This is a genomic window from Bradyrhizobium betae, from assembly GCF_004123905.1.
Taxonomy (GTDB): Bacteria; Pseudomonadota; Alphaproteobacteria; order Rhizobiales; family Xanthobacteraceae; genus Bradyrhizobium; species Bradyrhizobium betae_A.
Window position 1 is genome coordinate 1 of sequence record NZ_MZXW01000053.1, and the last position, 26,114, is coordinate 26,114.

Below are 26,114 nucleotides of genomic sequence, written 5' to 3' on the forward strand. Positions count from 1 at the left end.
GTTTTGAGGCGCGCGGAATGGTGGGGGGTGGGCGGTGCCTGCCCTGTGCAAATCGGCATACCACCGGGGGGCCGGTTCGTGTCGGAAGGGGGCGCAGGGCAATCAGGGACAGCATCCCCGCATTCCGCTCTGCTCCAGGCGGGCTACTCCTCAAAACACCTTCTGCTCCGCTCGCGCCAGCGAAAGCCCGCGCTGCATCGCATTGAAGCACGTCAGCCCCGTCTGCTCCGACCGGCAGGTGAATCCCGCACGCTGCCACACCTCGCCATAGGCGAGCACTGGCAGCGAGGCGTCCATCACCGTGTCGCCGGCGCAGATGCGCCCCGCACTGCCCTTCGCGCTCATCTCGAAGGCATGGCCATAGTCGAGCTCGCAATCGGCAGGCCGGCGCGGGCGCGCCTCCATGTCCATGATGTCGCAGCGGAGCATGCCATGGCTGTTGTCGGTGAAAAACTGGCAGGCGATGTTTTTCGATGGCGTCTGGAAGCCGATCGGACAGTCTTGGGCGTGGGCGAGGCCGGCGATCAACACAAGCAGGATCGACATTGGGACGACAGCGCGAGGCCCGATCATGCAATCTCCTCAAGACCAGGGCGCGCACTCATAAATCTCTGTCAAAGTCTGCTTTGCTCCGATCCCGAGCGGCTTTGTGCAACCGCAAAATGGATTGCGTTTCGGGAAATTAACCGGCGGATGCAATTCGCTCGCGCACGCATTGCAGTGCATGGCCGTGCTGGCGTGCCAGCTCGGATACCTCTGTCAACTTCGCGTCAGCGACGTGGTGGGGGTAGATGCCGCATGCACCGACACCCTTGTCATGAATCTCAAGCATGATCCGAGTTGCAGTCTCACGGTCTTTGCCGAACACCCACTCCAATATGAAAATCACGAACTCCATCGGCGTATCATCATCGTTTAGAAGCTGTACCTCACTCAACAGTTCGGAGGCCATGTCAGAGCCATTGTGACGTTCGGTGTCTTTCGCCTCAATTCGCTTCGGCGCGGAGCGGTCACCATGCTGGTGCAAAACAAGTCCATCTACCGCGCCCTCAAGATTACGCGTAAAGGTCATGCTGATTCCGGCGACCCTGGCAAAAAACTCGTTGGGCGCCCACGGAAAAATCGGGAACGCACCTTGCCCGGTGGCCCGGGCATAAAGCCCGTCATTCATCTGACGCACGTACAGGAGGAAGTTTTCGGCCAACTCGTAGATCCCGGCATATTCATCAAGTGACGCGCTAGGGAGGACGATTGCCTTATATGCAGGCGCAAGCGGCGCATCGGAATCCAGCGTCGCGAATCCGAGATCATCAAGATCCGCGAACGTGTTTGTCAGAACGACAACACCTCGTTTCCGATCAGTGGTGAAACCGAGAAAGCTTCGGTACCCGCCGGTTCCGCCGCTGTGCCAGACGATTCCCTTGTCGGTCGTCACCCACGCCAAGCCGATTTTCGCGGTATTGCTACGCGGCTGTTGCGCGAAGTTCATCGCGGCGGCCAATGCCGGCTCACCGATGCCCATGTTGGCCTTCAGATAGCGCAGCATGTCATGAGCCGTGGAACGGAGAGCGCCAGCTCCTGCCAATGCGCCCAGGTCCCAGTTCTTCGCGGCGCTGCCTCCGTCGTCGTGACCAGGGGCGAGATGAGCACGCATTGCGTCCGTGAACGCCGTGCCGGTCATCGTCATGCCGAGCGGCTTCAGAATGCGGTCTTTGATGAGTGCGTCATAGGTGGCGGGCACGGACCGGGCAAGCGCATGGCCCAGGAGCCCAAATCCCAGATTCGAATATTCGTAGGAGGCCCCTGGGTCGCGGGGCAGTTGGTATCCCGCAAGAAACACATTCATCTTCGCCGCGTCGTAGTCGGCATAGGGATTGGCTGGGTCCTTTGGCGTGAAGTTAGTTGGCATTCGCGGCAAGCCGGAATGATGCGTGGCCAGGTCGCCGAGCGTAATGTTTCTGTCGCCGCGGGACGGGATTTTGGACTCCGGCAAGAGCTCTGCCACCGGCGTGTCGAGCGCCAACCGGCCCGACAGGATTGCCTGCGCCAAGAGTGTGGCCGTGAAGGTCTTGGTGATCGAGCCGATTTCGTAGACTGTTTCACCATCAGGCGCGTTGCCGTCGTCGAGTTTGCCGAAGGCCACAACCTCGCTCTTGTCACCATCCACGACGCCGAACACGAGCGTCTGGTAGGTGCCTGCCTCAATCCGTTCCTGTGCGGCCTTTTCGACCCGCTTGGACAGGAGCGCAATGTTCGCCGACGTGCTTGTCATGAAGCGTGCCCCTATGGCGCAATGTCGTTGAATCGCGACGCGCGACGACAACTCGTCGCCAATTATCTTGCCTCTCCAGAGTGCATCCATCCGGTCGTGGCTGGCTGCGCACAGTGAGTCCACGCTCTAGCTGTCGAAATTAACCGCCGTGGTGTTGGCGCCGCAGATCAGCACTGCGACCCTTTCCCCGGATGACGGACGATAGCGGCCCGAGAGCAGCGCGGCAAAGGCGGCTGCGCCGCCGGGCTCGGCCACGAGGCGCAGGCTCGACCACAGAGCGGCCTGGGCTTGCCGGATCGCGTCGTCGCTGACGAGAACGACCCGCTCGACATGGGCGCGCGCGATCGGAAACATCAGTTCGCCGACGCGGCGCGGCGCAAGGCTGTCGGCGGCGAGGCCGCCCGCCGGCGCATCGACCGGGGCGCCCGCCGCGAAAGCACTGTGCAGGGTCGGCGATTGCTCGGGCTCGACCGCGACGATGCGCGTCCGGCCTTGGTACCACGCCGCAATGCCGCCGATCAGTCCGCCGCCGCCGACGGCCACCAGCAGCGTGTCGATATCAGGCGCGTTCTGCTCCAGCTCCAGGCCGACGCTGCCTTGGCCGAGCAGGGTCTCGGCCTGGTCGTAGGCATGGACGGGCATGGCGCCGGTCTGCGCGACATGGGCTTCGCTCGCGGCGAGCGCATCGGCATAGCGGTTGCCGGCAATCACGAGCCTTGCGCCATAGCCCCTGATCCGCTCGGCCTTGGCCGGCGAGGTGATGTCGGGCACGAAGATCGTAGCGGGAACGCCGAGCTGCTGTGCCGCATAGGCGACGGCCGCGCCGTGATTGCCGCCCGATGCGGCGACGATTCCGGCCTCCGGCACCTGCCGCAGCAGCAAATTGGCGAAGGCACCCCGCGCCTTGAACGATCCGGAATGCTGCAGCATCTCCAGCTTGAAAATGACGGGCAGCGCGGGCAGGCCGAAATCGGCGAGATCGGCCTGAACAAGCGGCGTCCGCCGGATATGCGGGCGGATGACGGCCTCGGTCGCCGCAATCCGCTCCCGGGTGATGTCCATTGTCGCTGTCATGATGCTGTCCATGATAACGCTTCGGAGAGTTGACATCAATTAGGTAATTAGCAAAATAGCTAAATGAAGTTCGCACCCGCGCTGCGCGCGATGGCCAATGAGCGCCGCTTGCAGATCCTGGAATGGCTGCGCGATCCCAGGAAGCATTTTCGCGAGCAGGCTGATGGCGACCTGGTCGAGGACGGCGTCTGCGGATTGCTCATTGCCGAGAAGCTTGGCGTCAGTGCGCCGACGGTCAGCGAGCATATGCGGGTGCTGACGGCGGCAAAGCTGGTGCGCGCCAAGCGGATCAAGCAGTGGACGATGTACAAGCGCAACGAGACCGCGATCGCGGCGATCAAGCGCTCGATCCAAAATGGGCTTTGAGCGCGCCGCGTCCGCCTTGCGCATGGGCTGTCGGGTGAGCCGTTGCATCCGGCGCAACGCTCTATTTCCAAGTTGTTCCTTGCGCTACGCCGATCTTTCCGTGGACACTGCCCGGCCAATGTCTGGGGAGAGCGAGACCCATGTTCCTGATCGGCCAGTACGACTCCCCCTTCGTCCGCCGCGTCGCGATCGCGCTGCGGCTTTACGGGCTCGGCTTCGAGCACAGGCCGTGGTCGACCTTCGGCGATGCCGACAAGATCGCGCCGTATAATCCGCTGCGCCGCGTGCCGACGCTGGTGCTCGACGACGGCGAGGCGCTGATCGAGAGCACGATCATTCTCGATTATCTCGACGAGCTGGTCGGCGAGGCCAAGGCGATGCTGCCGCGCGGTGGCGCCGAGCGGCGCAAGCATCTGCGCATCTGCGCGCTTGCTTCCGGCCTCGGCGACAAGGCGGTCAGCCTGCTCTACGAGCGCGTGCTGCGGAAGGAGCAGCTTGCGTTGTGGGTCGAGCGATGCCAGGCGCAGATTGCGGATGTGCTCGGCGTGCTGGAAACCGAACGCACGAAGGTCACGACGCCCTACTGGCTTGGTGACCGCATCGGCCATGCCGATATCGCGGTCGCCTGTGTCGTCCGCTTTACCCGCGAGGCGCATCCGCAGCTGTTCGACGGGGCGCGCTATCCGGCGCTTGCGGCGCATGCCGATCGTTGCGAGGCGCTGGCGCCGTTCAAGGAGATCGTTCAGCCGCTCGCACCGCCGAAGGGGTGAAACCGTAGCGGCGATCCTACCCCCGCGTACAGGGCTTAATCTTGCCCGTCGCCGTCTTCAGCACGATCGGATTCGGTGACAGCCTGATGCCGAAGAACAATTGAGAGCCGGATACCTTGTCGTCGCCGCCCTCGTGGGCGTCCAGCTCGAGCTTCGCGGCAATCTCGGATGTCAGCTTGGCCCGCTCCTCCATCGAGATCTTGTTGTGATATTTGATCTCATAGACGACGTCGGCCTCCAGCACCGACCGCGTCTGGCACACGACGCCGCCAACTGAAATGTTCTGGGTGACCGCGTCCTCGCATTCGGCCTTCAGCAGCGCGTTGCGGGTCGAGATCAGCGATTCGTCGGAGATCAGCAGGATGTTGGCGTTCTCGAGCTTGAGGTGAATCGAATCGACCTCCTGCATGCCGGCGACGGCGGACAGCTTGTCCCTGACCTGCGCGGACACGTCGAGATTCCTCTCGAGCGACTGCTTCAGGTCGCGGTCCAAGGTTGGTGATTTCTGGATCTTGCCGGTCAGGATCGTCGGATCGACATCGCAGGTCGGATGCAGCTCCAGCCGGCCGTTGCTCAGATACTCGATCGTGTTGATGGTGCCGGGGCCGCCGAAGGTGCTGGGCGGCACCACCTCGAAATACCCGGTCTCGGAGAGGATGGCCGTGATCGTCTGCTTCTTGCGTGGAAACCCGACCCAGGCCGCGACCATCACGAGGCCGATCGCGACAAACACTCCGCTGCCAAGCCAAAGCCATTTACGGCTTGCTACTTTCCTGGGCAGCACAACTGACTTCGCTCGCCGCATGGCACGTAGCCTTTCGGACAGTCAGCCGCGGCAATCGTAGGCAGCACGACAAGGGCGATCGCGGCGACGAACAGTGCAATGAACTGCTTCATGTGTTCGATCCCGAACGAACCATCGGTTTGAAGGTAGTAGGCCGACAGAGTAGCGAATCGAGGTTGAGCGGACAAGTGATCGAGTTCACAAGCGATGGGTTCCCGCGATCGAAGATGTGTCCGTTGTTTTAAGATGTAAGTTGGACGTCGTGACGTCGCCACTTGCTCCGTCATTGCGAGCGCAGCGAAGCAATCCAGACTGCCGCCGCGGAAAGATTCTGGATTGCTTCGCTGAGCCTGTCATCGGGCCGCACTTCGCGCGGACCCGGTGGCTCGCAATGACGAGAATGGAGCACTTATACTCGCCGGAGCACGAACCGGGCGCGGCGGGCGATGATGCAACAATACAGCTGTTTTGCCCGACGGGTCAAGTCAAATTCGGCAAAATCGAAATTCATCAGGCCTTTCAACCCCATCGCTACTGTGCATGGGGTTGTTTTCGTATTTTGTATTGAAGGCGGGGGCCTACCCCGCCCCCGCGCGCTTCTTCTGCCAGACGAGATGCACCGCGCAGGTGCAGCCCGGCGGATGGGAGGCGAGGTCCTTCGACGTCTCGTCGTTCGCAGGCGTTGCCGTGAAGGCGGTCTCTTCGCGCGACGGGATGTAGTTCAGCACCGGTGCGAGCCAGCGCTCGGTCTCGGTAACCGTCATGCCCTTGCGCGCCGCGTAGTCCTCGACCTGGTCGCGCTCGATCTTGCCGACGCCGAAATAATAGCTCTCGGGGTTGGCGAAATAGAGCCCTGACACGGACGAGCCCGGCCACATCGCAAAGCTCTCGGTCAGCTTCACGCCAGCGGTGGCTTCCGCATCGAGCAGCTCGAACAGCGTTGCCTTCTCGGTGTGATCGGGCTGCGCGGGATAGCCGGGCGCGGGGCGGATGCCCTGATACTTCTCCAGGATCAGATCGTCGGTCGACAGCGCCTCGTCCGGCGCGTAGGCCCAGAACTCGCGCCGCACACGGGCATGCATGCGCTCGGCAAAAGCCTCGGCGAGGCGATCGGCCAACGCCTTGCACAGGATCGAGGAGTAGTCGTCGTTGGCGCTTCTGAAGCGATCGGCGACCACGTCCTCGCCGATGCCCGCGGTGACGACGAAGCCGCCGACATAGTCGGGCGTGCCCGCGGGCGCGATGAAGTCGGCGAGCGCGGCATTGAAACGGCCCTCGCGCTTTTCGAGCTGCTGGCGCAGCGTGTGCAGCGTCGCGATCTGCTTCGTCCGGCTCTCGTCGGCATAGAGCACGATGTCATCACCTTCGGCATTCGCCGGCCAGAAGCCGACCGTGGCGCGTGCCCGGAACCATTTCTCCTTGACGATCAGGTCGAGCATCTTGCGCGCATCGTCGTAGAGCGAGCGCGCGACTTCGCCGACCTTGGCATCGTCGAGAATGGCAGGGAAACGTCCGGCGAGCTCCCAGGTCTGGAAGAACGGCGTCCAGTCGATATAGGGCACGAGCTCGGCGAGATCGTACTCGTCAAAGCTCTTCGTGCCGAGGAAGGTCGGCTTCACCGGCTTGTTGGCGGCGAAGTCGACCGGCACGCGGTTGGCACGCGCGGCCGCGAGCTTCAGGCGCTTCTTGTCGGCCTGCGCGCGCAAATGCGCGTCCGAGATCTTGGCGTATTCGGCCCGCACCTCGGCGGCATAGGCCTCGCGCTTCTCAGGGCTGAGCAGCGAGGACGCGACGCCGACGGCGCGGCTGGCGTCGTTGACGTGCACCACCGGGCCGGCCCGATAGCTCGGGTCGATCTTCACGGCCGTATGCACGCGGCTCGTCGTGGCGCCGCCGATCAGCAGCGGCAGCTTGAGGCCTTCGCGCTGCAATTCGCCGGCGAAGAACGCCATCTCGTCGAGCGAGGGCGTGATCAGGCCGGATAGCCCGACGATGTCGGCCTTCTCCGCCTTCACGGTCTCGACGATCTTTGCGGCGGGCACCATCACGCCGAGGTCGATGACCTCGTAATTGTTGCACTGGAGCACGATGCCGACGATGTTCTTGCCGATGTCGTGGACGTCGCCCTTGACGGTCGCGAGCACGATCTTGCCGGCGGACGAGGAGCCTTCTGTGCCGATGCCGTTGGCAAGATTGCGCGCCTTTTCCTCCTCCATGAACGGCATCAGCCACGCCACGGCCTGCTTCATGACGCGCGCGGACTTCACCACCTGCGGCAAGAACATCTTGCCGTCGCCGAAGAGGTCGCCGACCACATTCATGCCGGCCATCAGCGGTCCCTCGATCACGTCGAGCGGGCGCGAAGAATTCTTGCGGGCCTCTTCGGTGTCAGTTTCGATGAATTCGGTGATGCCATGCACCAGCGAATGCGACAGCCGCTTCGCCACCGGCCATTCGCGCCAGGCGAGATCGGCTTCCTTGGTCTGGGTCTTGTTGCCACGGAATTTTTCCGCGAGTGCCAGCAGCCGCTCGGACGCGCCGGGGTCGCGGTTGAGGATGACGTCCTCGCAGACCTGGCGCAGCTCGGGGTCGATGTCGTCATAGACGATCATCTGCCCGGCATTGACAATGCCCATGTCCATGCCGGCCTTGATGGCGTGATACAGGAACACCGAGTGCATGGCCTCGCGCACCGGCTCGTTGCCGCGGAACGAGAACGACAGATTGGAGACGCCGCCCGAGATGTGCGCGCCCGGCAGGTTCTTGCGGATCCAGCGCGTCGCCTCGATGAAGTCGACGCCGTAATTGTTGTGCTCCTCGATGCCGGTCGCGATCGCAAAGATATTCGGATCGAAGATGATGTCCTCAGGTGGGAAGCCGACGCGGTTCACCAGGATGTCGTAGGCGCGCTTGCAGATATCGGTCTTGCGCGCGAACGTATCGGCCTGACCGACCTCGTCGAATGCCATGACCACCACGGCCGCGCCATGGCGGCGGGCGATCTTGGCCTCGTGGATGAACTTCTCTTCGCCTTCCTTCATCGAGATCGAATTGACGACCGGCTTGCCCTGCACGCATTTCAGGCCGGCCTCGATCACCGAAAATTTCGAGGAATCGACCATCACGGGGACGCGGGCGATGTCGGGCTCGGCGGCGACCAGGTTGAGGAAGGTTACCATCGCGGCTTCGGAGTCGAGCAGGCCCTCGTCCATGTTGACGTCGATGATCTGCGCGCCGTTCTCGACCTGGTCGCGGGCGACCTGCAGCGCAGCCGTGTAGTCGCCGTTGGTGATCAGCTTGCGGAAGCGGGCGGAGCCGGTGACGTTGGTGCGCTCGCCGACGTTCACGAAGGGAATCGCGTCCGTCAGCACGAACGGCTCAAGGCCGGAGAGCCGCAAGCGCGGTTCGATCTCCGGCACGATGCGCGGCTTGTGCGGGGCGACCGCAGCCGCGATCGCGGCGATATGGTCCGGCGTGGTGCCGCAACAGCCGCCGACGATATTCACAAGACCATCGCGGGCGAACTCGCCGACCAGGCGCGCCATGTATTCCGGCGTCTCGTCATACTGGCCGAATTCGTTGGGCAGGCCGGCATTCGGATAGGCGCAGACCAGCGTATCGGCGACGCGGCCGATATCGGCGATATGCGCGCGCAGATCTTCGGCGCCGAGCGCGCAGTTGAAGCCGATGGTGACGGGTTTGGTGTGCCGCACCGAATTCCAGAATGCTTCCGGTAGCTGTCCGGAGAGCAGGCGGCCGGATTTGTCGGTGATGGTGCCCGACACCATCACGGGCACGTCGATGCCGCGCGCTTCGGTGATCTCGGCAATCGCATAGAGCGCCGCCTTGGCGTTCAGCGTGTCGAAGATGGTCTCGACCAGCAGCAGGTCGACGCCGCCGTCGAGCATGCCGTTGATCTGCTCGCCATAGGACTTTCGCAGATCGTCGAAGGTGACGGCGCGGTAGCCGGGATTGGAAACGTCCGGCGAGATCGAGGCGGTGCGGTTGGTCGGCCCGATGGCGCCGGCGACGAAGCGCGGCTTGCCGTCCTCGGCCTCGACGCGGCGGGCGGCATTGCCGGCGAGGCGGGCGCCTTCGCGCGCCATCTCGTAGACGATGTCGGTGAGATCGTAATCGGCCTGCGCGATCGAGGTGGTGGAGAACGTGTTGGTCGCGACGATGTCGGCGCCGGCGCGCAGGTAAGCGGCGTGGATGTCCTCGATCGCCTGCGGCTGGGTCAGGATCAAGAGGTCGTTGTTGCCGCGGAGGTCGCGATGAAAATTCCTGAAGCGCTCGCCGCGGAAGGCGGCTTCGTCGAACTGGAGATTCTGGATCATCGTGCCCATGGCGCCGTCGAGCACGAGGATGCGCTCGCGTGCAGCATTGAGTAGGGCAGTTCGCTTGGGTGAGGGAGATACGGTCATCTTATCTTAAGCCGCCTTCTGCGCGCTCTTGGCGCGGATGCCGAGCAAATGGCTGATCGCGAACACGAGATCGGCGCGGTTCATGGTGTAGAAATGGAAGGTGTCGACGCCGTGCTTCGCCAGCTTCTGCACCTGGCCGGCCGCGACGGTGGCTGCCACCAGCTTGCGGGTCTCGGCGTCATCTTCGAGGCCCTCGAATTTTGCGGCGAACCAGTCCGGAACGGTCGTGCCGGCGCGGGTGACGAAGGCTCTCGCCTGCTTGAAATTGTGCATGGGCATGATGCCCGGCACGATCGGGATGTTGATGCCGCGGGCACGGACGCGATCGAGATAGCGGAAGTAGAGGTCGTTATCGAAGAACACCTGGGTGATTGCGCGCGTGGCGCCCGCATCGACCTTGGCCTTCAGCGTATCGATGTCCGCGTCGAAGTCGCGCGCCTCAGGGTGCTTCTCGGGATAGGCAGACACGCTCACTTCGATGTCGGCATGCCGCTTCTTGATGCCGGCAACGAGCGCATCGGACGTCTGGTAACCGTCGGGATGCGAGGCGTAGGGCGTGCCGATGCCGCCGGCGGGATCGCCGCGCAGGCCGACGATGTGGCGGACGCCGACCTCGTGATAGCGGTCGACGATCTCGTCGATCTCGCCGCGCGAGGCGCCGACGCAGGTCAGATGCGCGGCCGGCAACAGCGCGGTCTCCTTCAGGATGCGGGCGATGGTGGAATGGGTGCGCTCACGGGTCGAGCCGCCGGCGCCATAGGTCACCGAGACGAATTTCGGGTCGAGCGGGGCCAGCCGGTTGATGGTCTCCCAGAGATTCCGCTCCATATCTTCGGTCTTGGGCGGAAAGAACTCGAAGGAGATCGCAGGCCGCTTCAGGTGCGCGTCTTGCCCGTCGGTGTGGGCAGGAATCGTCAGATCGGTCATGGCACCACTCACTCCAGGGGCTCGCCAGGTTTTGGCGGCGGGCGGTCAGGTCTCGATTGGGAGAGGGTAAGATAGGGCAAAGAGGGGTTTTTCGACAGCCCATCGGAGATGGGAAGTGGCCCACTTTTATCGCCAAGAAACGAATTGTTGCGCATATCTGAGGAAGAGTGGGAAGGACGTGGGTCTAAAAATAATATTTTAAATCAACGATATGTAAGAAAATAGGTGGCCGCCAGAGGCGATTTAGGCATGTGGGCAATGTGAAGATGATGTTGCTACGGTCAGATTTGTCCCACCGCGCTGGATCGACCCGCTGCCCCCTACTCGCGGCCGGCGCGCGCCAGACCTGCGAGTCTGCCCATTGCCGCTCCGCGAGCCTCCACTACGTTAGCGCGGCATGATCCCGCTCTCAGTTCTCGACCTCTCCGTCGTCACCACAGGCACGAAACCCGCCGCGGCGCTGCGCAACAGCATCGATCTGGCGCGGCACGTCGATGGGCTCGGCTATGTCCGCTACTGGCTTGCCGAGCATCACAACCTCGCCTCGGTGGCGAGCCCAGCGCCCGACGTGATGATCGGGCAGATCGCGGCGGTGACGAAGCACATCCGCGTCGGCTCCGGCGGTGTGATGCTGCCCAACCATGCCCCGCTGGTCGTGGCCGAGCGCTTCAAGATGCTGGAGGCGCTGTTTCCCGGCCGCATCGACCTCGGCCTCGGCCGAGCCCCTGGCACGGATGGCGCCACGGCCTATGCGCTGCGCAGCCGACTCGACCGCCGCGAGGGCGATGACTTCCTGGAGCGGCTGCACGAATTGATCCTGTGGCAGACCCGGGAATTCCCCTCGGGCCACCCCTATCACAACGTCGTCGCAATGCCCGACGATACGCCGTTGCCGCCGATCTGGCTGCTCGGCTCCAGCGACTATTCCTCGGAATTGGCCGCGCAAGTCGGCATGGGCTTCGCCTTCGCGCATCATTTCGCGTCCCATGATGCGATCGATGCGATGGTGCACTACCGCAATCGCTTCCAGCCCTCGGCCTGGAGCGCGAGCCCGCGCGCGATCCTCGCGGTCGCTGCCATCGCGGCGGAGACCGATGAGGAGGCCGAGAAGCTCGCGACCTCCTTCGATCTCAACCGCCTGCGCCGAGACCGCGGCCAATATCTGCCGCTCCCGAGCGTCGAGGAGGCGCTGGCCTATCCCTACACGGATTCCGAGCGCACCTCGATCAAGCGCAACCGTTCACGCCTGTTCGTCGGTAGTCCTGCGACGGTGCAGCAGAAGCTCCAGCCGCTGATCGATGCGAGCAAGCCGGACGAGTTGATGGTGATCACGGCCGTGTACGATCACGAGGCGCGCAAGAAGTCGTATTCGTTGCTGGCGGAGGCGTTCGGATTGGCGAGGCAGGCGGCTTGAAGCCGTTCCTGGGTCCCGGCTCGCGCTTTGCGCGTCCGGGACACGAGATCAATCCTGCTGCGTCTCGCTGAACGTCGCGCGGAACGGGTGGCCCGGATACACGCCGACGATGCGGAATTCGCGTGAGAAGAACTTTAATTCCTCGATCGCGAACGCAAGGCCCTTGTCGTCGGGATGGCCGTCGACATCGGCGTAAAACTGCGTCGCGAAGAAATTGCCGTCGACCATGTAGCTCTCGAGCTTGGTCATGTTGACGCCGTTGGTGGCAAAGCCGCCGAGCGCCTTGTAGAGCGCGGCCGGCAAATTGCGCACGCGGAAAACAAAAGTCGTGACCAGCGGGCCCGAGCCTTGCGCGGCCCATTTCGGCTCGCGCGCCAGCACCACGAAGCGGGTAGTGTTGTGCGCCTCGTCCTCGATGTCCTCGGCGAGGATGTCGAGGCCGTAGATCTTTGCGGCGAGGCGCGAAGCGATCGCGGCGACGCCCTTGTCGTTACGCTCGGAGATGTCGCGGGCGCTGCCGGCGGTGTCGGCGTGCACGATTGGCTTGATGCCGAGCTTGCGGATGATGCGCCGGCACTGGCCGAGCGCATGGACATGGCTCTCGACGCTCTTGATGTCTTCGAGCTTTGTGCCCTTCACCGCCATCAACTGATGGCGCACGGGGAGAAACCATTCGCCGATGATGAAGAGGCCGGAGGCCGGCAGCAGATGATGGATGTCGGCGACACGGCCGGCGACCGAATTCTCGATCGGGATCATGCCGAGATCGGCCTCGCCCGAGGAGATCGCCGACAGCGCGTCCTCGAAGGTGGCGCAGGGCAACGGCTCGGCGTCGGGATAGGCCTCGACGATGGCGATGTGGGAATTGGCCCCAGGTTCGCCTTGGAATGCGATTTTCATCTTGCTCATGACGGGCCTTGTAACAGCGGCTCAGGATTTGGAAAGGATGCTGCGGGCGGTTTCGAGGTCGGGCGGCGTGTCGACGCCGCGGGGCACGCTGTCGACGATGATGATGTCGATGCGCATGCCAGCTTCCACCGCCCGGAGCTGCTCCAGATTTTCCTGAATTTCCAGGAGAGAGCGCGGCAGCGAGACGTAGCGCTCCAGCGCAGCGCGGCGGTACGCATAGAGGCCGATATGGTGGTAACGTGGTCCGTCGCCGTAGGGGGCGGTCGCGCGTGTGAAATAAAGTGCCCGCATCCGCCTCGGCCCGATCGGCGAGCCGATGGCCTTCACGACGCTCGGCGCGAGGTCTTCTTCCTCGGTGTGGATCTGCGAGGCCAGCGTCACGATATCGACCGCCGGATCGTCAAAGGGCGGCAGCACCTCGCGGATGGTCTGCGGCGTGATCGTCGGGAAATCACCCTGGAGGTTGATCACGATCTCGGCCCTGCCGTCCGGATCGAGCTTCTGCATGGCCTCGTGGATGCGGTCGGAGCCCGAGGGGTGGTCGCTGCGGGTCATCACCGCCTCGCCGCCATGGGCTGATACTACCGAAGCGATCTCGGCGGTATCGGTTGCAACCGCGACCCGGCCGATGCCGGCGGCCTCGGCGCGCCGCATTACATGCACGATCATCGGCAGGCCCGCGATATCCGCGAGCGGCTTGCCGGGCAAGCGGGTGGCGGCCATGCGGGCCGGGATCAGCACCAGGATGCGAGGATCGGTCATCTGTTCAAGGGCCTGAAAACGGGAGGTTTTCCGCGTCGAGAAATGGGGTGGGGACGGGTTCGAAGCCGGGTCGCTTATACGGGTTGCCAGACCCCGGGCAAACCGATATCTCAATGGCAAAACTCGGGGAAACAATAAGGAACGTTTGATTCTCTGAGGCTCGTCCTGGCGGCCGCCCGGCCGCTATTTCCTTACTGCGGTGTGGGGCCTGGCCGGAAATGGACTCTTTCGAACTCAATAAGATTCTCGGTGCCGTGCTCGGCACCTGTCTCATCCTGCTGGTGACGAGCTTCACCGCCCAGGCGCTGTTCTCGCCCAAGATGCCGGAAAAGCCGGGCTTCGAGATCGCCGTGAAGGAAGATGCCGGCCACGGCAAGGAAGGCGGCGCCGCCGCGGTCCCCTCCGAGCCGATCGAAAAGCTTCTCCAGACTGCCTCCGTCGAGAAGGGCGCTGCCGCCGCCAAGAAGTGCGGCGCCTGCCATACCTTCGAGAAGGGTGGCCCCAATCGCGTCGGTCCGAACCTCTTCGGCGTCGTCGGCGACCATGTCGGCGAAGGCCGCGGCGGCTTCAACTTCTCGGCCGCGATGAAGGCCAAGGGCGGCACCTGGGATTTCGATGCGCTCAACAAATTCATCGCCAACCCGAAGGCGGCTGTCCCCGGTACCGCGATGGGCTTTGCCGGCATCCCGAAGGATAGCGAGCGCGCCGACGTCATTGCCTATCTGAACAGCCTCTCCGACAGCCCGAAGCCGCTGCCCACCGCGGCGAAGTAAGGCCTCAAGATTCTGTCTTGGAAGATGCGGCCAGGCTGAAAAGCCTGGCCGTTTCGTTATCCGGGCCTCGCGACGACGTTATCGGGGCGTTTGGCCGCATCCGGCAGGCCGCCCCGCCTTCCAAGATGAGGAAAAAGCAACATATTCGGTCGAAACCTCGCCTATATTGAGCACTTAAAGGGGGTAACCTCCTTCAAGACCAGGAATGTTGATTTGGCCATTACCCGACGCGATCTCCTGCTCACCGGCACTGCTGCCGCAGCGCTCCCCGCTCTTGGTTCCGTTGCGGGCGTCCCCGTCATCGGCGCGGCCAAGGCCCAATCGGCGGGCGAGCTGCCTTGGCGGCATGCGCTGTCGTTGTTCGGGAAGGTCAAGTACCCGGCTGACTTCAAGCGCTTCGACTACGTCAATCCGGACGCGCCCAAGGGCGGCGTCGCGCGCCAGATCGCCGTCGGCACCTTCGACAATTTCAACATCGTCGTCGCCGGCGTGAAGGGGCAGGTCTCCGGAGCCGTCGCGTTCGTCTACGAATCGCTCCTGACACCCGCGCTCGACGAGGTCTCGACCGAATACGGCGCGCTCGCCGAAGCCATCAGCCATCCGGACGATTTTTCCTTCGTCACCTACCGTTTGCGCGCCGAGGCCAAGTGGCATGATGGCAAGCCTGTTACCGTGGACGACGTGATCTTCTCGCTCGATTCCTTCAAGAAGCACCACCCGATGTACTCGGCTTATTACAGCCATGTGGTGAAGGCCGAAAAGGTCGGCGACCGCGAGGTGAAGTTCGTGTTCGACGCACCTGGTAACCGCGAGCTGCCGCAGATCGTCGGGCAGCTCACGGTTCTGCCGAAACATTGGTGGGAGGGGACGGACGCACAGGGCCGCAGGCGCGATGTCTCGGCGACCACGCTCGAAGTGCCGCTTGGTTCGGGCCCCTACAAGGTCAAGGAATTCGTTGCCGGACGCTCAATCGCGCTCGAGCGCGTCAAGGATTATTGGGGCCGTGACCTCGCCGCCAACGTGGGTCGCAATAATTTCGACGAGCTGCGCTACGAGTATTTCCGCGACGCCACCGTGGCGATCGAGGCTTTCAAGGCCGATCAGGTCGATTGGCGCACCGAGAACAGCGCCAAGAACTGGGCGACCGCCTACGATTTCCCGGCGGTGGCTGAAAAGCGCGTGATCCTCGAAGAGTTCGCCAATCGCAGCTCGGGCGTCATGCAGGCTTTCGTGCCGAACCTGCGTCGCGCCAAGTTCGGGGATCCGCGCGTGCGCCGTGCCCTCAACTACGCGTTCGATTTCGAGGAGATGAACAAGCAGATCTTCTACGGTCAGTACAAGCGCGTCAGCAGCTATTTCGATGGCATCGACGAGCTGATGGCGACCGGATTGCCGCAGGGCAAGGAGCTCGAGATCCTCGAGACCGTCCGCGCCGAAGTGCCGCCCGAAGTCTTCACGACGGCCTACACCAATCCGGTCGGCGGCGGTCCGGAAGCCGTGCGCGACAATCTGCGCGAAGCGCTCCGACTGTTCAAGGAAGCCGGCTACGAGGTGCGCGATCGCAAGCTGATCGACATCAAGACCGGCACCCAGTTCGCCCTGGAATTGCTGAATTCGGATCCGAGCTTCGAGCGGATCACGTTGTTCTACAAGCCCTCGCTGGAACGGCTCGGCATTGCCGTCAGCGTGCGGACGGTCGATCCGACCCAATACGAGAACAGGACTCGCGAGTGGGATTTCGACATCGTCACCAACTCCTGGGGCGAGTCACAATCGCCGGGTAACGAGCAGCGTGAGTTCTGGTCGTCAAAAACGGCCGACATCGCCGGGTCGCGTAATATTGCCGGCATCAAGAATCCCGCGATCGACAAGCTGATCGAACGGGTGATCTACGCCAGGGATCGCGACGACCTCGTCGCAGCCACCAAGGCGCTCGACCGCGTGCTGCTGTGGAATCACTATGTCGTGCCGCAGTGGACCTACACCAAGGTGCGCACCGCGCGTTGGGATCGCTTCGGCCGGCCAGCGGAATTGCCCAGATACGGTCAGTCGGGCTTCCCGTTCGTCTGGTGGTACGACGCAGACAAGGCGGCGCGGATCGCAAAGAAGTCGTGAAGGACGTGTTCCGCATGACGCAGTTTTCACGACGCCATGTGCTGGCCCTGGGTGTGGGCGGAGCGCTTGGCGCTGCCGCACTCCGCAGCGCGGCGGCGTCCGAGGGGCCCATTGAGGCCCACGGCATCTCGGCGTTCGGCGATCTCAAATATCCCGCCGACTTCCATCATTTCGACTACGTCAATCTGGATGCGCCGAAGGGCGGTACGTTCTCGCTGATTCCGTCGGTGCGCGCCTACAACCAGTCCTACCAGACATTCAACTCGCTCAACGCCTTCATCCTGAAGGGTGACGGCGCGCAAGGCATGGACATGACGTTTGTGCCGCTGATGGTGCGCGCCAACGACGAGCCTGACGCGATGTACGGGCTTGCCGCCAAATCCGTGCAGATCTCGCCGGACAAGCTCACCTATCGCTTCACGATGCGGCCCGAGGCTAAATTCCATGACGGCACCAAGCTCACCGCCCACGACGTCGCGTTTTCGCTGACGGCGCTGAAGGCCAAGGGCCATCCGCTGATCATCGTGCAGATGCGCGACATGGTCAGCGCGGAAGCGACCGACGATGCGACGCTCGTTGTGACCTTCGCCAAGGGGCGTGCCCGAGACGTGCCGCTTTATGTCGCGGGCTTGCCGATCTTCTCGAAGACGTACTATGCGTCCCGCGCCTTCGACGAAACGTCGCTCGATATCCCGCTCGGCTCCGGTCCGTACAAGGTCGGCAAGTTCGAGGTCAACCGCTATATCGAGTATGAGCGCGTCAAGGACTGGTGGGCAGCCGATCTGCCGGTTTGCCGCGGCAGCTACAATTTCGAAATCGTGCGCTATGAATTCTATCGAGATCGCGATGTCGCGTTCGAAGGCTTTACCGGCAAGAACTATCTCTATCGGGAGGAATTCACCTCGCGCATCTGGGCGACGCGTTACGACTTTCCGGCAGTGAAAGACGGGCGCGTCAAGATGGAGGTGGTCCCTGACGATACACCGTCGGGCGCACAAGGCTGGTTCATCAACACGCGGCGCGACAAGTTCAAAGACCCGCGCGTGCGCGAGGCCTTGATCAATGCCTTCGACTTCGAATGGACCAACAAGAGCATCATGTACGGCGCCTATGCCCGCACGGTGTCTCCGTTCCAGAACTCGGACCTCATGGCAGGCAATGGGCCTCCGTCTCCGGAGGAACTGAAGCTGCTGGAGCCGTTCCGCGGCCAGGTTCCCGACGACGTGTTCACCGCACCGTTCACGCCTCCAACGTCCGACGGCTCCGGACAGGACCGCGGCCTGTTGCGCAAGGCGCAGCAATTGTTGACCGAGGCCGGCGTGCCCATCAAGGACGGCAAGCGGGTGCTGCCGAACGGTGAGGTGTTCAGGATCGAGTTCCTGCTGGACGAGCCTTCGTTCCAGCCGCACCACGCGCCCTACATCAAGAACCTGGGCACGCTCGGTATCGAAGCGAGCGTGCGTCTGGTCGACGCTGTGCAACACAAGGCGCGGCAGGAAGATTTCGACTTTGACATGACGATCCAGCGTTTCAGCATGTCGGCGACGCCGGGCGATGCCATGCGTTCGTTCTTCTCCTCGCAGGTGGCGGCAACCAAGGGCTCGTACAATCTTGCCGGCGTCGCCAATCCGGCGATCGATGCCATGATCGAGAAGATCATGGCGGCCGACAACCGCGAGGATTTGACCGTCGCCTGTCGCGCCTTCGACCGCCTGTTCCGCGCCGGCCGTTACTGGGTGCCGCAATGGTATAACAAGACGCACCGGCTCGCTTATTGGGACCAATTCGCCCATCCGCAGAAGCTGCCACGCTATGCAAACGGCGTCGGTGCTCCCGACATCTGGTGGTATGATCCCGCCAAGGCGGCAAAACTCGAGCAGGCGAAATAATCATGAGCGCCTATATCGCCCGCCGTATCCTTTTGATGATCCCGACCTTGCTCGGGATCCTCTTCGTCTCCTTCGTCGTCGTGCAGTTTGCGCCGGGCGGCCCGGTCGAGCGCGTGATCGCGCAGCTCTCGGGCGCCGACACCGGCGGCACATCGCGCATTTCGGGCGGCGGTGACTTTGCGCAGCGTGCGCCTGGCCAGCTGGGCGCCGGTGGCGATGCCATCAATTCGAAATATCGCGGCGCGCAGGGCCTCGACCCCGACTTCATCAAGAAGCTGGAGAAGCAATTCGGCTTCGACAAGCCGGCACCGGAACGCTTCGCGCTGATGGTGTGGAATTTCGCCCGCTTCGATTTCGGCAACAGCTATTTTCGCGACGTCAGCGTGCTCCAGCTGGTCAAGGAAAAGCTGCCGGTCTCGATCTCGCTCGGCATCTGGCTGACGTTCCTGACCTATTTGATCTCGATACCGCTCGGCATCCGCAAGGCGGTCAAGGACGGCACGCGCTTCGACACCTGGACGTCGAGCGTGCTCGTGCTCGGCTATGCCATCCCCGGCTTCCTGTTCGCGATCCTCCTGATCATCCTGTTTGCCGGAGGCTCGTTCTTCAACTGGTTCCCGCTGCGCGGACTGACGTCGGACGGCTGGTCGCAGTTTCCCTGGTACTGGAAGATCATCGATTACTTCTGGCATTTGACGCTGCCGCTGATCGCCATGGGGCTCGGCGCGTTCACCACCATGACGTTCCTGACCAAGAACTCGTTCCTGGACGAAATTCGCAAGCAATACGTGATGACCGCGCGCGCGAAAGGTTGCAGCGAAAATCGCGTGCTCTATGGCCACGTCTTCCGCAACGCGATGCTCATTGTCATCGCCGGCTTTCCCAGCACCTTCATCCACGCCTTCTTCTCGGGCTCGCTTCTGATCGAGACCATCTTCTCGCTGGATGGCCTCGGACTGCTCAGTTTCGAGAGCGTTCTCAATCGCGACTATCCCGTGGTGTTCGGCACGCTCTTCATCTTTTCGCTCGTCGGTCTCGTGGTCAACCTCATTTCGGATCTGACCTACATGTGGATCGATCCGCGGATTGATTTCGAGGCGCGGGAGGTCTGATGACGCTGACCGCTCCCACCCCGATCGAGACCACCACAGGCTCGCCGCTCGGTGCGACTGCGCCGATTACGCGCAAGCCGTTCGCGCCATCGCCGCTCAACAGGCGGCGCTGGGATAATTTTAGGGCGAACCGGCGTGGCTACTGGTCGTTCTGGATCTTCATGATCCTGTTCGTGGTGTCGCTGTTCGCCGAGCTGATCGCCAACGACCGGCCGTTCCTGGTCAAATATGACGGCCATCTCTATTGGCCGGCCTTCGTCACCTATTCCGAGACGACCTTCGGCGGCGACTTCGAAACGGCGGCCGACTATCGCGATCCCTATTTGCAGAAATTGATCAAGGACAAGGGCGGCAGCGTCGTCTGGCCGCTGATCCGCTACTCCTACGACACCCACAATCTCGACCTGCCGACGCCGGCGCCGTCCCCGCCGACCTGGATGCTGACGGAGGCGCAGTGCAAGGCCGTCGTCGAGAAGAAGGGCCTGAAGAGTTGCCGTGATCTCGAATATAACTGGCTCGGTACCGACGATCAGGGCCGCGACGTGGTGGCGCGGCTGATCTACGGCTTCCGCATCTCGGTGCTGTTCGGCCTCTGTCTGACCATCATCTCCTCCGTCATCGGCATCGCAGCCGGCGCGGTGCAAGGCTATTTCGGGGGCTGGATCGACCTGCTGTTCCAGCGTTTCATCGAGATATGGACGGCGATCCCTTCGCTCTATCTGCTGCTCATCCTGTCGTCGGTGCTCGTCCCTGGTTTCTTCGTGCTGCTCGGCATCCTGCTTCTGTTTTCCTGGGTGTCGCTGGTCGGGCTCGTGCGTGCGGAATTCTTGCGCGGGCGCAATTTCGAGTACATCCAGGCGGCGCGGGCGCTCGGCGTGTCGAGTTCCGTGATCATGTTCAAGCATCTGCTGCCGAACGCGATGGTTGCGACGATGACGTTCCTGCCGTTCATCGTCTCCTCGTCGGTCATGACGCTCACGGCGCTCGACTTCCTGGGCTTCGGACTGCCGCCCGGCTCGCCGTCGCTCGGCGAACTGCTGTCGCAAGGCAAGTCCAACGTGCAGGCGCCCTGGCTCGGTTTCTCCGGCTTCTTCTCGGTCGCGATCATGCTGTCGCTGCTGATCTTCGTCGGCGAAGCCGTGCGCGACGCCTTCGATCCGCGCAAGACGTTCAAGTGAGGGCGTGATGGACGCGATCAACCAGCCCCTGCTTGCCGTGCGCGACCTCTCGGTGGCCTTCCACCAGGGTGGCGTCACCACGCTCGCGGTCGACAAGGTCTCGTTCCAGATCAAGCGCGGCGAATGCGTCGCGCTGGTCGGCGAATCCGGCTCCGGCAAGTCGGTCAGCGCGCTCTCGATCCTGAAGCTGCTGCCCTATCCGAACGCGTCGCATCCCTCGGGCAGCATCCGCTTCAAGGGGCAGGAGCTGATCGACCGGTCGGAGCGAGAGATGCGGGAGGTTCGCGGCAGCGACATCTCCATCATCTTCCAGGAGCCGATGACCTCGCTCAATCCGCTGCACACGATCGAGGCGCAGATCGGCGAGATCATCCAGCTCCACAATCCCACCAGCAACGCGCGGGCGCGCGAGCGGACGCTGGAGCTGCTGACGCAGGTCGGCATTCCCGAGCCGGAAACGCGGTTGAAGAGCTATCCGCACCAGCTCTCCGGCGGCCAGCGTCAGCGCGTGATGATTGCGATGGCGCTCGCCAACGAGCCGGATCTGCTGATCGCGGACGAGCCGACCACGGCGCTCGACGTCACCGTGCAGGCGCAGATCCTGACGCTGCTCGCCGAGATCCGTTCGCGGCTCGGCATGAGCCTGCTCTTCATCACCCACGATCTCGGCATCGTGCGCCGCATCGCCGACCATGTCTGCGTCATGAAGAGCGGCGAGATCGTCGAGCAGGGGCCGGTCGAGCAGGTCTTCAAGAGCCCGAAGCATCACTATACGCGTGACCTGCTCGCGGCCGAGCCGAAGCCAGATCCCGCGCCGCCGCAGCCGGACGCGCCGGTGGTGATGTCGGCTGATGATCTGAAAGTCTGGTTTCCGATCAAGCGCGGCCTGATGCGCAAGACGGTCGGCCACATCAAGGCGGTCGACGGCGTCAGCGTCGCCGTGCGCAAGGGCGAGACGCTCGGCGTGGTCGGTGAATCCGGTTCGGGCAAGACCACGCTGGGGCTCGCGCTGCTGCGCCTGATCTCCTCGAACGGACGCATCGTGTTCCTGGGCAAGGACATCCAGGGCCTGCGCTTCAAGGAGATGCGGCCGTTCCGGCGCGACATGCAGATCGTGTTCCAGGATCCGTTCGGCTCGCTCAGCCCGCGCATGTCGGTCGCCGACATCATCGCCGAGGGCCTCAGCGTCCATCAGCCAAGGCTGTCGCGCGTGGAGCGCGAGGCGCGCGTCGTCAAGGCGCTGGAGGATGTCGGCCTGAAGGCGGATACCCGCTACCGCTATCCGCATGAATTCTCGGGCGGCCAGCGCCAGCGCATCAGCATCGCGCGCGCGGTGGTGCTGGAGCCGGATTTCGTCGTGCTGGACGAGCCGACCAGCGCGCTCGACATGCTGATCCAGGCGCAGATGGTCGACCTCTTGCGCGAGCTCCAGCGCAGGCGCGAGCTCACCTACATGTTCATCTCGCACGATCTGCGCGTCGTCGCCTCGCTTGCCAGCCATCTCATCGTGATGCGCAACGGCAAGGTGGTCGAGGAGGGCCAGGCCGCCGAGCTGTTCAAGAGCCCGAAGACGGATTACACCCGCGCCCTGTTTGCGGCGGCGTTCCGGCTGGAGACGGCGGGGAATGGGGCGGCGGCGACGTAGCTCTTTCGGTTGCGCCTGTTACGTGGCGTGAACAGATTCAGGCCCGCTTCTGGCGGACAACGGACGCCCGATAACTCATTGTCCGGCATCAGCTTCTGCCCATAGTGGAACACGTCCGATGATTGGCGAGGCAGAAAGTCTGCTCCCGTTCACCACATTTAAACCATAAGATTCTACGAAGGGGATTCACCACAGGCCGCAGGAACCATGCGAACAGCCTTCGTACAGAAGCCATCCGTGGACTTCGGGCAATGAAGGCTTGGCACACCAGCTGCATCGTGGGTGTCATCGCATCCGTAGGACTTTATCTGGCCGCCGGAAACAGACCGGCCGCGACGGTGCCTGACGTCATGCCGGACGCGGCAGCGAACATGGCGGCCACTGCGAACCTGGTGACACCTGCGTTGTACGCAGAGGCATCCGCCAGACTTGCAGCAGCGCTTCGGGCAGAAAGAGCAGAACCTGGTTCGGCAGAATCTGGCTCGGTGACGTCAGCAGGTTCTGCGCCGTTGAGCGCCGGAACCGAAATCGCCGATGATCTCGTCGCGCCGAAATTGGCGTCGTTGGGACAGGATAGCGTCCAGCCGCTGCCGGCAGCACGCGATGCGTCCGACGATGCCCCCAAAGCGGCGTCGACGCAGGATTTCCGTTATCTAGTCTACTACGTCTGGTCCGAACTGCCGCCCGCCGAGAAGCCGGCGGAGATCGTCTTGCGTTCGTTCAAGGACATCCCGGTCGGAACGCCGGCCGAAGAGATCAAGCGCGCTTCCGACGCGTTCGGTCTCGATTTCAATTTCATGATGGCGGTTGCCAAGATCGAGTCCGGTTTCAACCCCAATCAACGCACCGGGTCGTATATCGGCCTGTTTCAGCTGAGCCAATATGAGTTCGGGAAGTTCGGCTTCGGGCAGATTCGCAGTCCGCGGGACAACGCCGTTGCGGCTGCCTACAAAATCATTACCGAAGGCATCCAGTTCGAGTGGATCACGCACCGTAAGCCGGACATGAGCGATCTTTACCTGATCCATCAGCAGGGCTGGGAAGGCGCCGCTGAGCACATCAGCCAGCCCGCTCGCGTCGCTTGGAAATCCATGTGCGCAACCAGCGAAGGCAAGGAGAAGGGCGAGAGGTGGTGCAAACGCGCGATCTGGGGCAATGCACTTCCGGCGTTCAAGCGTACCTGGAAATCGGTGGACAACGTCACTTCAGAGGCGTTCGTCGGTATGTGGCGCGGCCGGGTCGCCGAATTCTACACGAAATATGTGGCGACCGCCGCTGCGGCGGCAAACCAGTAATTCCGTTGTCGGCAGTACTTGTAGGGTGGGTAGAGCGAAACGAAACCCATCTAATCGCAACCGCGCCGTATGGATGATGGGTTTCGCTTCTACCCATCCTACGATGTCTGGTTACAGCCGCTTGATCGCGGCAACCTCGCTGCCGGCCGCCTTGATCCGTTCAAGCGCCGGCTCGATCGGCTCGATCACCGTCGACATGTGATGCGCGTTGGCGTGAACCATGGTGCCGCCGTCGCAGACGATGGCGACATGGCCCTTCCAGAAGATCAGATCACCGCGCCGCAACCGACGCCACTCATGCGATTCCAGTGCGCGGCCGAGGCCGGCCTGCTGCATGTCGCTGTCGCGCGGGCAGCCGGTGCCGGCTGACGTTAGCGAGACCTGGACGAGGCCCGAACAGTCGATGCCGAGGCTACTCTTGCCGCCCCAGAGATAGGGCGTGCCGACGAAGCGTTCGGCGACCTCGACGAAGTCCGGCTCGCGATGATCGAGCGGGACGAGATGGATCTTCGGCAGGAAGGTCCCTTCGCGCGTCACGGCGAAATTGCCATCCTCCCGCGCGATCGTGAGCTTCGACCCCAGCACCAGCGTGTCGACAGGCGGCAGCTTGATCGAGGGGCCGGGAAAGGCGAGCGTCCGCAGCGCGCTGACCATGTGTGTCGGCGCGGCCGCCGGCTTGATCAGCGCCGCATCAGGCAGCCAGCCGACATAGCCGTCGCCATTGAGCTGGCCCCAGGCCCAGCCCTCGCCATTGCGATCGTAGACCGTGATCCGCTCGCCGCGTAGCGCCTCTGTCATCAGCATCGCGTTCGAGGAGGGCTGTTCGCGCACCGGCGCGATCGGTGCGACCACCTCGAATTCTTCGCCCTCGACGAAGCGATCGGCTTTCACCAGGCCTTCGAGATATTTTGCGGCGAGGTCGCCCCGCGCCGGTGTCAGCCGTGAATCACGCATAGCGCTCGCTCAGTACCTTGTAGATGGCGCGCGCGGCCTGGCACTCGCCGCCCTCGGGCCGTGCCGGCTTGGCCGACGGCGTCCAGCCATAAATATCCACATGAAGCCAGCTCTTGGCGTGCTCGACGAAGCGCTGCAAAAACAGCGCGCAGGTAATCGAGCCGGCAAAGCCGCCTGATGGTGCGTTGGTGATGGTGGCGGTCTTGGAGTCCAGCCACGCATCGTAAGGCGGCCACAGCGGCATGCGCCACAACGGATCGTTCTCCTTCGCCGCGCAACGCGCGACATCGGCGGCCAGCGTCTCATCATTGGTGTAAAAGGGTGGTAAATCCGGCCCCAGCGCGACCCGCGCGGCACCCGTCAGCGTACCCAGATCGATCAGCAGCTCGGGCTTCTCCTCATCGGCCAGCGCCAGCGCGTCGGCGAGCACCAGGCGTCCCTCCGCGTCGGTGTTGCCGATCTCGACCGTGATGCCCTTGCGCGAGGTAAAAACGTCGAGCGGGCGGAAGGCATTGCCCGCGACAGCGTTCTCGACCGCAGGAATCAGTACGCGCAGCCGCACCTTCAGCTTCGCGTCCATCACCATGCGCGCCAGCGCCAGCACGTTGGCGGCGCCGCCCATGTCCTTCTTCATGATCAGCATGCCGCTCGACGGCTTGAGGTCGAGCCCGCCGGTGTCGAAGCAGACGCCCTTGCCGACCAGCGTCACCTTGGGATGGGTGGGATCACCCCAGCCGATGTCGATCAGCCGCGGCGCGCGATCCGAGGCCATGCCGACGGCGTGGATCAGCGGGAAATTCGTCTCCAGATCCTCGCCGATGGTGCAGGCAAAGCTCGCACCGAATTCGCTGGCAAGCTCTTGCGCAGCCGCGGCGAGTTCCTCCGGACCCATGTCGTTGGACGGCGTGTTGATGAGATCGCGCGCCAGAAACGCTGCGTCCGCAATGCGGCTGATCTCGGTCGCATCGACGCCAGCCGGTGGCACCAGCCGGACATCGGGCCTGTCGGCCTTGCGGTAACGGGCGAAGCGATAGCACCCCAGTGCGAAAGCGAGCGCCGCCAGTCGTGCATCGTGCGGTGCATTGGCAAAGCGATAAATGCCCGGTGGCAGCAGGCCGGGCAGGGCGCCCGGCCGGAACAGGTCGCGTGATCTTGCACCTTCGTCCTCGAGGCCGAACAGCACCTGTGCGATCGCGCCGTCGGGCGCCGGCAGCGCCAGATAGCCGCCGGGCTTCGCCGCAAAACCGTTCGCATTGGCGAACTGGCGTTGTGCCGCCGGCAGCGTCTCGGCGACCTGATCCCAGCTCGACTTGGTGACGAAGGTGATCGGGATGGCGTTGGGCGAGGTCTCGAAGACAGAAGGCATTGGCGGGTCCGTGTCGTCAGATCAAGCAGGTCAGCGAACGGACGAGACTTCGCAGAGTTTTGCTGCGGCTGCAATCGGCTTCGCT

Annotated in this window: 21 protein-coding genes and 1 pseudogene; 10 read left to right on the forward strand and 12 right to left on the reverse strand. The window is 63.3% G+C overall.

Annotated elements, in window-relative coordinates:
• Window positions 1–150: 150 nt before the first annotated feature.
• The 4 genes and pseudogenes from B5V03_RS35115 to B5V03_RS35125 form a co-directional block, all read right to left on the reverse strand.
• On the reverse strand, window positions 151–573 hold the full coding sequence (locus B5V03_RS35115) for a DUF6636 domain-containing protein (protein ID WP_129274965.1): 423 nt from the start codon (window positions 571–573) through the stop codon (window positions 151–153).
• Window positions 574–682: 109 nt separating this feature from the next.
• Window positions 683–1,027: an ATP-dependent Clp protease adaptor ClpS gene (locus tag B5V03_RS42625; protein WP_245502464.1), complete on the reverse strand. Its 345-nt coding sequence runs from the start codon at window positions 1,025–1,027 to the stop codon at window positions 683–685.
• A gap of 6 nt (window positions 1,028–1,033) precedes the next feature.
• Window positions 1,034–2,362, reverse strand: a pseudogene (locus B5V03_RS35120) (serine hydrolase); the annotation flags it as partial.
• A gap of 36 nt (window positions 2,363–2,398) precedes the next feature.
• Window positions 2,399–3,382 carry a threonine/serine dehydratase gene (locus B5V03_RS35125; protein WP_129274967.1) on the reverse strand — a complete coding sequence of 328 codons (984 nt, stop codon included), beginning with the start codon at window positions 3,380–3,382 and terminating at the stop codon, window positions 2,399–2,401.
• A 27-nt stretch (window positions 3,383–3,409) separates the two neighbouring features.
• On the opposite strand from B5V03_RS35125, the gene B5V03_RS35130 reads away from it, so the two are divergent.
• Both B5V03_RS35130 and B5V03_RS35135 read left to right on the forward strand, forming a co-directional pair.
• Window positions 3,410–3,712: an ArsR/SmtB family transcription factor gene (locus B5V03_RS35130; RefSeq protein WP_129274968.1), complete on the forward strand. Its 303-nt coding sequence runs from the start codon at window positions 3,410–3,412 to the stop codon at window positions 3,710–3,712.
• Between the two features lie 140 nt (window positions 3,713–3,852).
• Window positions 3,853–4,482 (forward strand): glutathione S-transferase family protein, encoded by a 630-nt coding sequence (locus tag B5V03_RS35135; RefSeq protein WP_129274969.1) that lies wholly within the window; start codon window positions 3,853–3,855, stop codon window positions 4,480–4,482.
• A 16-nt stretch (window positions 4,483–4,498) separates the two neighbouring features.
• Here B5V03_RS35135 and B5V03_RS35140 read toward each other — a convergent pair whose 3' ends face one another.
• From B5V03_RS35140 to metF, 4 genes are all read right to left on the reverse strand, one after another.
• The gene (locus B5V03_RS35140) at window positions 4,499–5,215 is read right to left on the reverse strand and encodes a hypothetical protein (RefSeq protein WP_245502445.1); all 717 of its coding nucleotides are present in this window, start codon (window positions 5,213–5,215) and stop codon (window positions 4,499–4,501) included.
• Between the two features lie 32 nt (window positions 5,216–5,247).
• Window positions 5,248–5,379, reverse strand: a complete 132-nt coding sequence (locus B5V03_RS42850; protein WP_277996652.1) for a hypothetical protein — start codon at window positions 5,377–5,379, stop codon at window positions 5,248–5,250.
• 465 nt (window positions 5,380–5,844) lie between these two features.
• Window positions 5,845–9,690: a methionine synthase gene (gene metH / locus B5V03_RS35145; RefSeq protein WP_129274971.1), complete on the reverse strand. Its 3,846-nt coding sequence runs from the start codon at window positions 9,688–9,690 to the stop codon at window positions 5,845–5,847.
• Between the two features lie 6 nt (window positions 9,691–9,696).
• Window positions 9,697–10,617 (reverse strand): methylenetetrahydrofolate reductase [NAD(P)H], encoded by a 921-nt coding sequence (metF, locus tag B5V03_RS35150; RefSeq protein WP_164988497.1) that lies wholly within the window; start codon window positions 10,615–10,617, stop codon window positions 9,697–9,699.
• A gap of 397 nt (window positions 10,618–11,014) precedes the next feature.
• Here metF and B5V03_RS35155 point away from each other — a divergent pair, with 397 nt between their 5' ends.
• A complete protein-coding gene (locus tag B5V03_RS35155; RefSeq protein ID WP_129274973.1) occupies window positions 11,015–12,031 on the forward strand; it encodes an LLM class flavin-dependent oxidoreductase in 1,017 nt (338 codons plus the stop codon).
• A 48-nt stretch (window positions 12,032–12,079) separates the two neighbouring features.
• Here B5V03_RS35155 and B5V03_RS35160 read toward each other — a convergent pair whose 3' ends face one another.
• Both B5V03_RS35160 and B5V03_RS35165 read right to left on the reverse strand, forming a co-directional pair.
• Window positions 12,080–12,940: a prephenate dehydratase gene (locus tag B5V03_RS35160; RefSeq protein WP_129274974.1), complete on the reverse strand. Its 861-nt coding sequence runs from the start codon at window positions 12,938–12,940 to the stop codon at window positions 12,080–12,082.
• Window positions 12,941–12,961: 21 nt separating this feature from the next.
• Window positions 12,962–13,702, reverse strand: a complete 741-nt coding sequence (locus B5V03_RS35165; protein WP_129274975.1) for a 3-deoxy-manno-octulosonate cytidylyltransferase — start codon at window positions 13,700–13,702, stop codon at window positions 12,962–12,964.
• A 218-nt stretch (window positions 13,703–13,920) separates the two neighbouring features.
• On the opposite strand from B5V03_RS35165, the gene B5V03_RS35170 reads away from it, so the two are divergent.
• From B5V03_RS35170 to B5V03_RS35200, 7 genes are all read left to right on the forward strand, one after another.
• A complete protein-coding gene (locus B5V03_RS35170; protein ID WP_129274976.1) occupies window positions 13,921–14,475 on the forward strand; it encodes a c-type cytochrome in 555 nt (184 codons plus the stop codon).
• A 213-nt stretch (window positions 14,476–14,688) separates the two neighbouring features.
• On the forward strand, window positions 14,689–16,590 hold the full coding sequence (locus B5V03_RS35175; RefSeq protein ID WP_129274977.1) for an extracellular solute-binding protein: 1,902 nt from the start codon (window positions 14,689–14,691) through the stop codon (window positions 16,588–16,590).
• A 14-nt stretch (window positions 16,591–16,604) separates the two neighbouring features.
• A complete protein-coding gene (locus B5V03_RS35180; protein WP_129274978.1) occupies window positions 16,605–18,479 on the forward strand; it encodes an extracellular solute-binding protein in 1,875 nt (624 codons plus the stop codon).
• 2 nt (window positions 18,480–18,481) lie between these two features.
• Window positions 18,482–19,591 (forward strand): microcin C ABC transporter permease YejB, encoded by a 1,110-nt coding sequence (locus tag B5V03_RS35185; RefSeq protein ID WP_129274979.1) that lies wholly within the window; start codon window positions 18,482–18,484, stop codon window positions 19,589–19,591.
• Window positions 19,591–20,769, forward strand: a complete 1,179-nt coding sequence (locus B5V03_RS35190; protein ID WP_129274980.1) for an ABC transporter permease — start codon at window positions 19,591–19,593, stop codon at window positions 20,767–20,769. Before B5V03_RS35185 ends, B5V03_RS35190 begins: the two co-directional genes overlap by 1 nt.
• Before the next feature lie 7 nt (window positions 20,770–20,776).
• Window positions 20,777–22,414 carry an ABC transporter ATP-binding protein gene (locus B5V03_RS35195; RefSeq protein ID WP_129274981.1) on the forward strand — a complete coding sequence of 546 codons (1,638 nt, stop codon included), beginning with the start codon at window positions 20,777–20,779 and terminating at the stop codon, window positions 22,412–22,414.
• 251 nt (window positions 22,415–22,665) lie between these two features.
• The gene (locus B5V03_RS35200; protein ID WP_129274982.1) at window positions 22,666–23,709 is read left to right on the forward strand and encodes a transglycosylase SLT domain-containing protein; all 1,044 of its coding nucleotides are present in this window, start codon (window positions 22,666–22,668) and stop codon (window positions 23,707–23,709) included.
• Between the two features lie 111 nt (window positions 23,710–23,820).
• On the opposite strand, the gene B5V03_RS35205 is transcribed toward B5V03_RS35200, so the two are convergent.
• On the reverse strand, window positions 23,821–24,663 hold the full coding sequence (locus tag B5V03_RS35205) for a C40 family peptidase (RefSeq protein WP_129274983.1): 843 nt from the start codon (window positions 24,661–24,663) through the stop codon (window positions 23,821–23,823).
• On the reverse strand, window positions 24,656–26,029 hold the full coding sequence (locus B5V03_RS35210; RefSeq protein ID WP_129274984.1) for a leucyl aminopeptidase family protein: 1,374 nt from the start codon (window positions 26,027–26,029) through the stop codon (window positions 24,656–24,658). Before B5V03_RS35210 ends, B5V03_RS35205 begins: the two co-directional genes overlap by 8 nt.
• Between the last annotated feature and the right edge of the window lie 85 nt (window positions 26,030–26,114).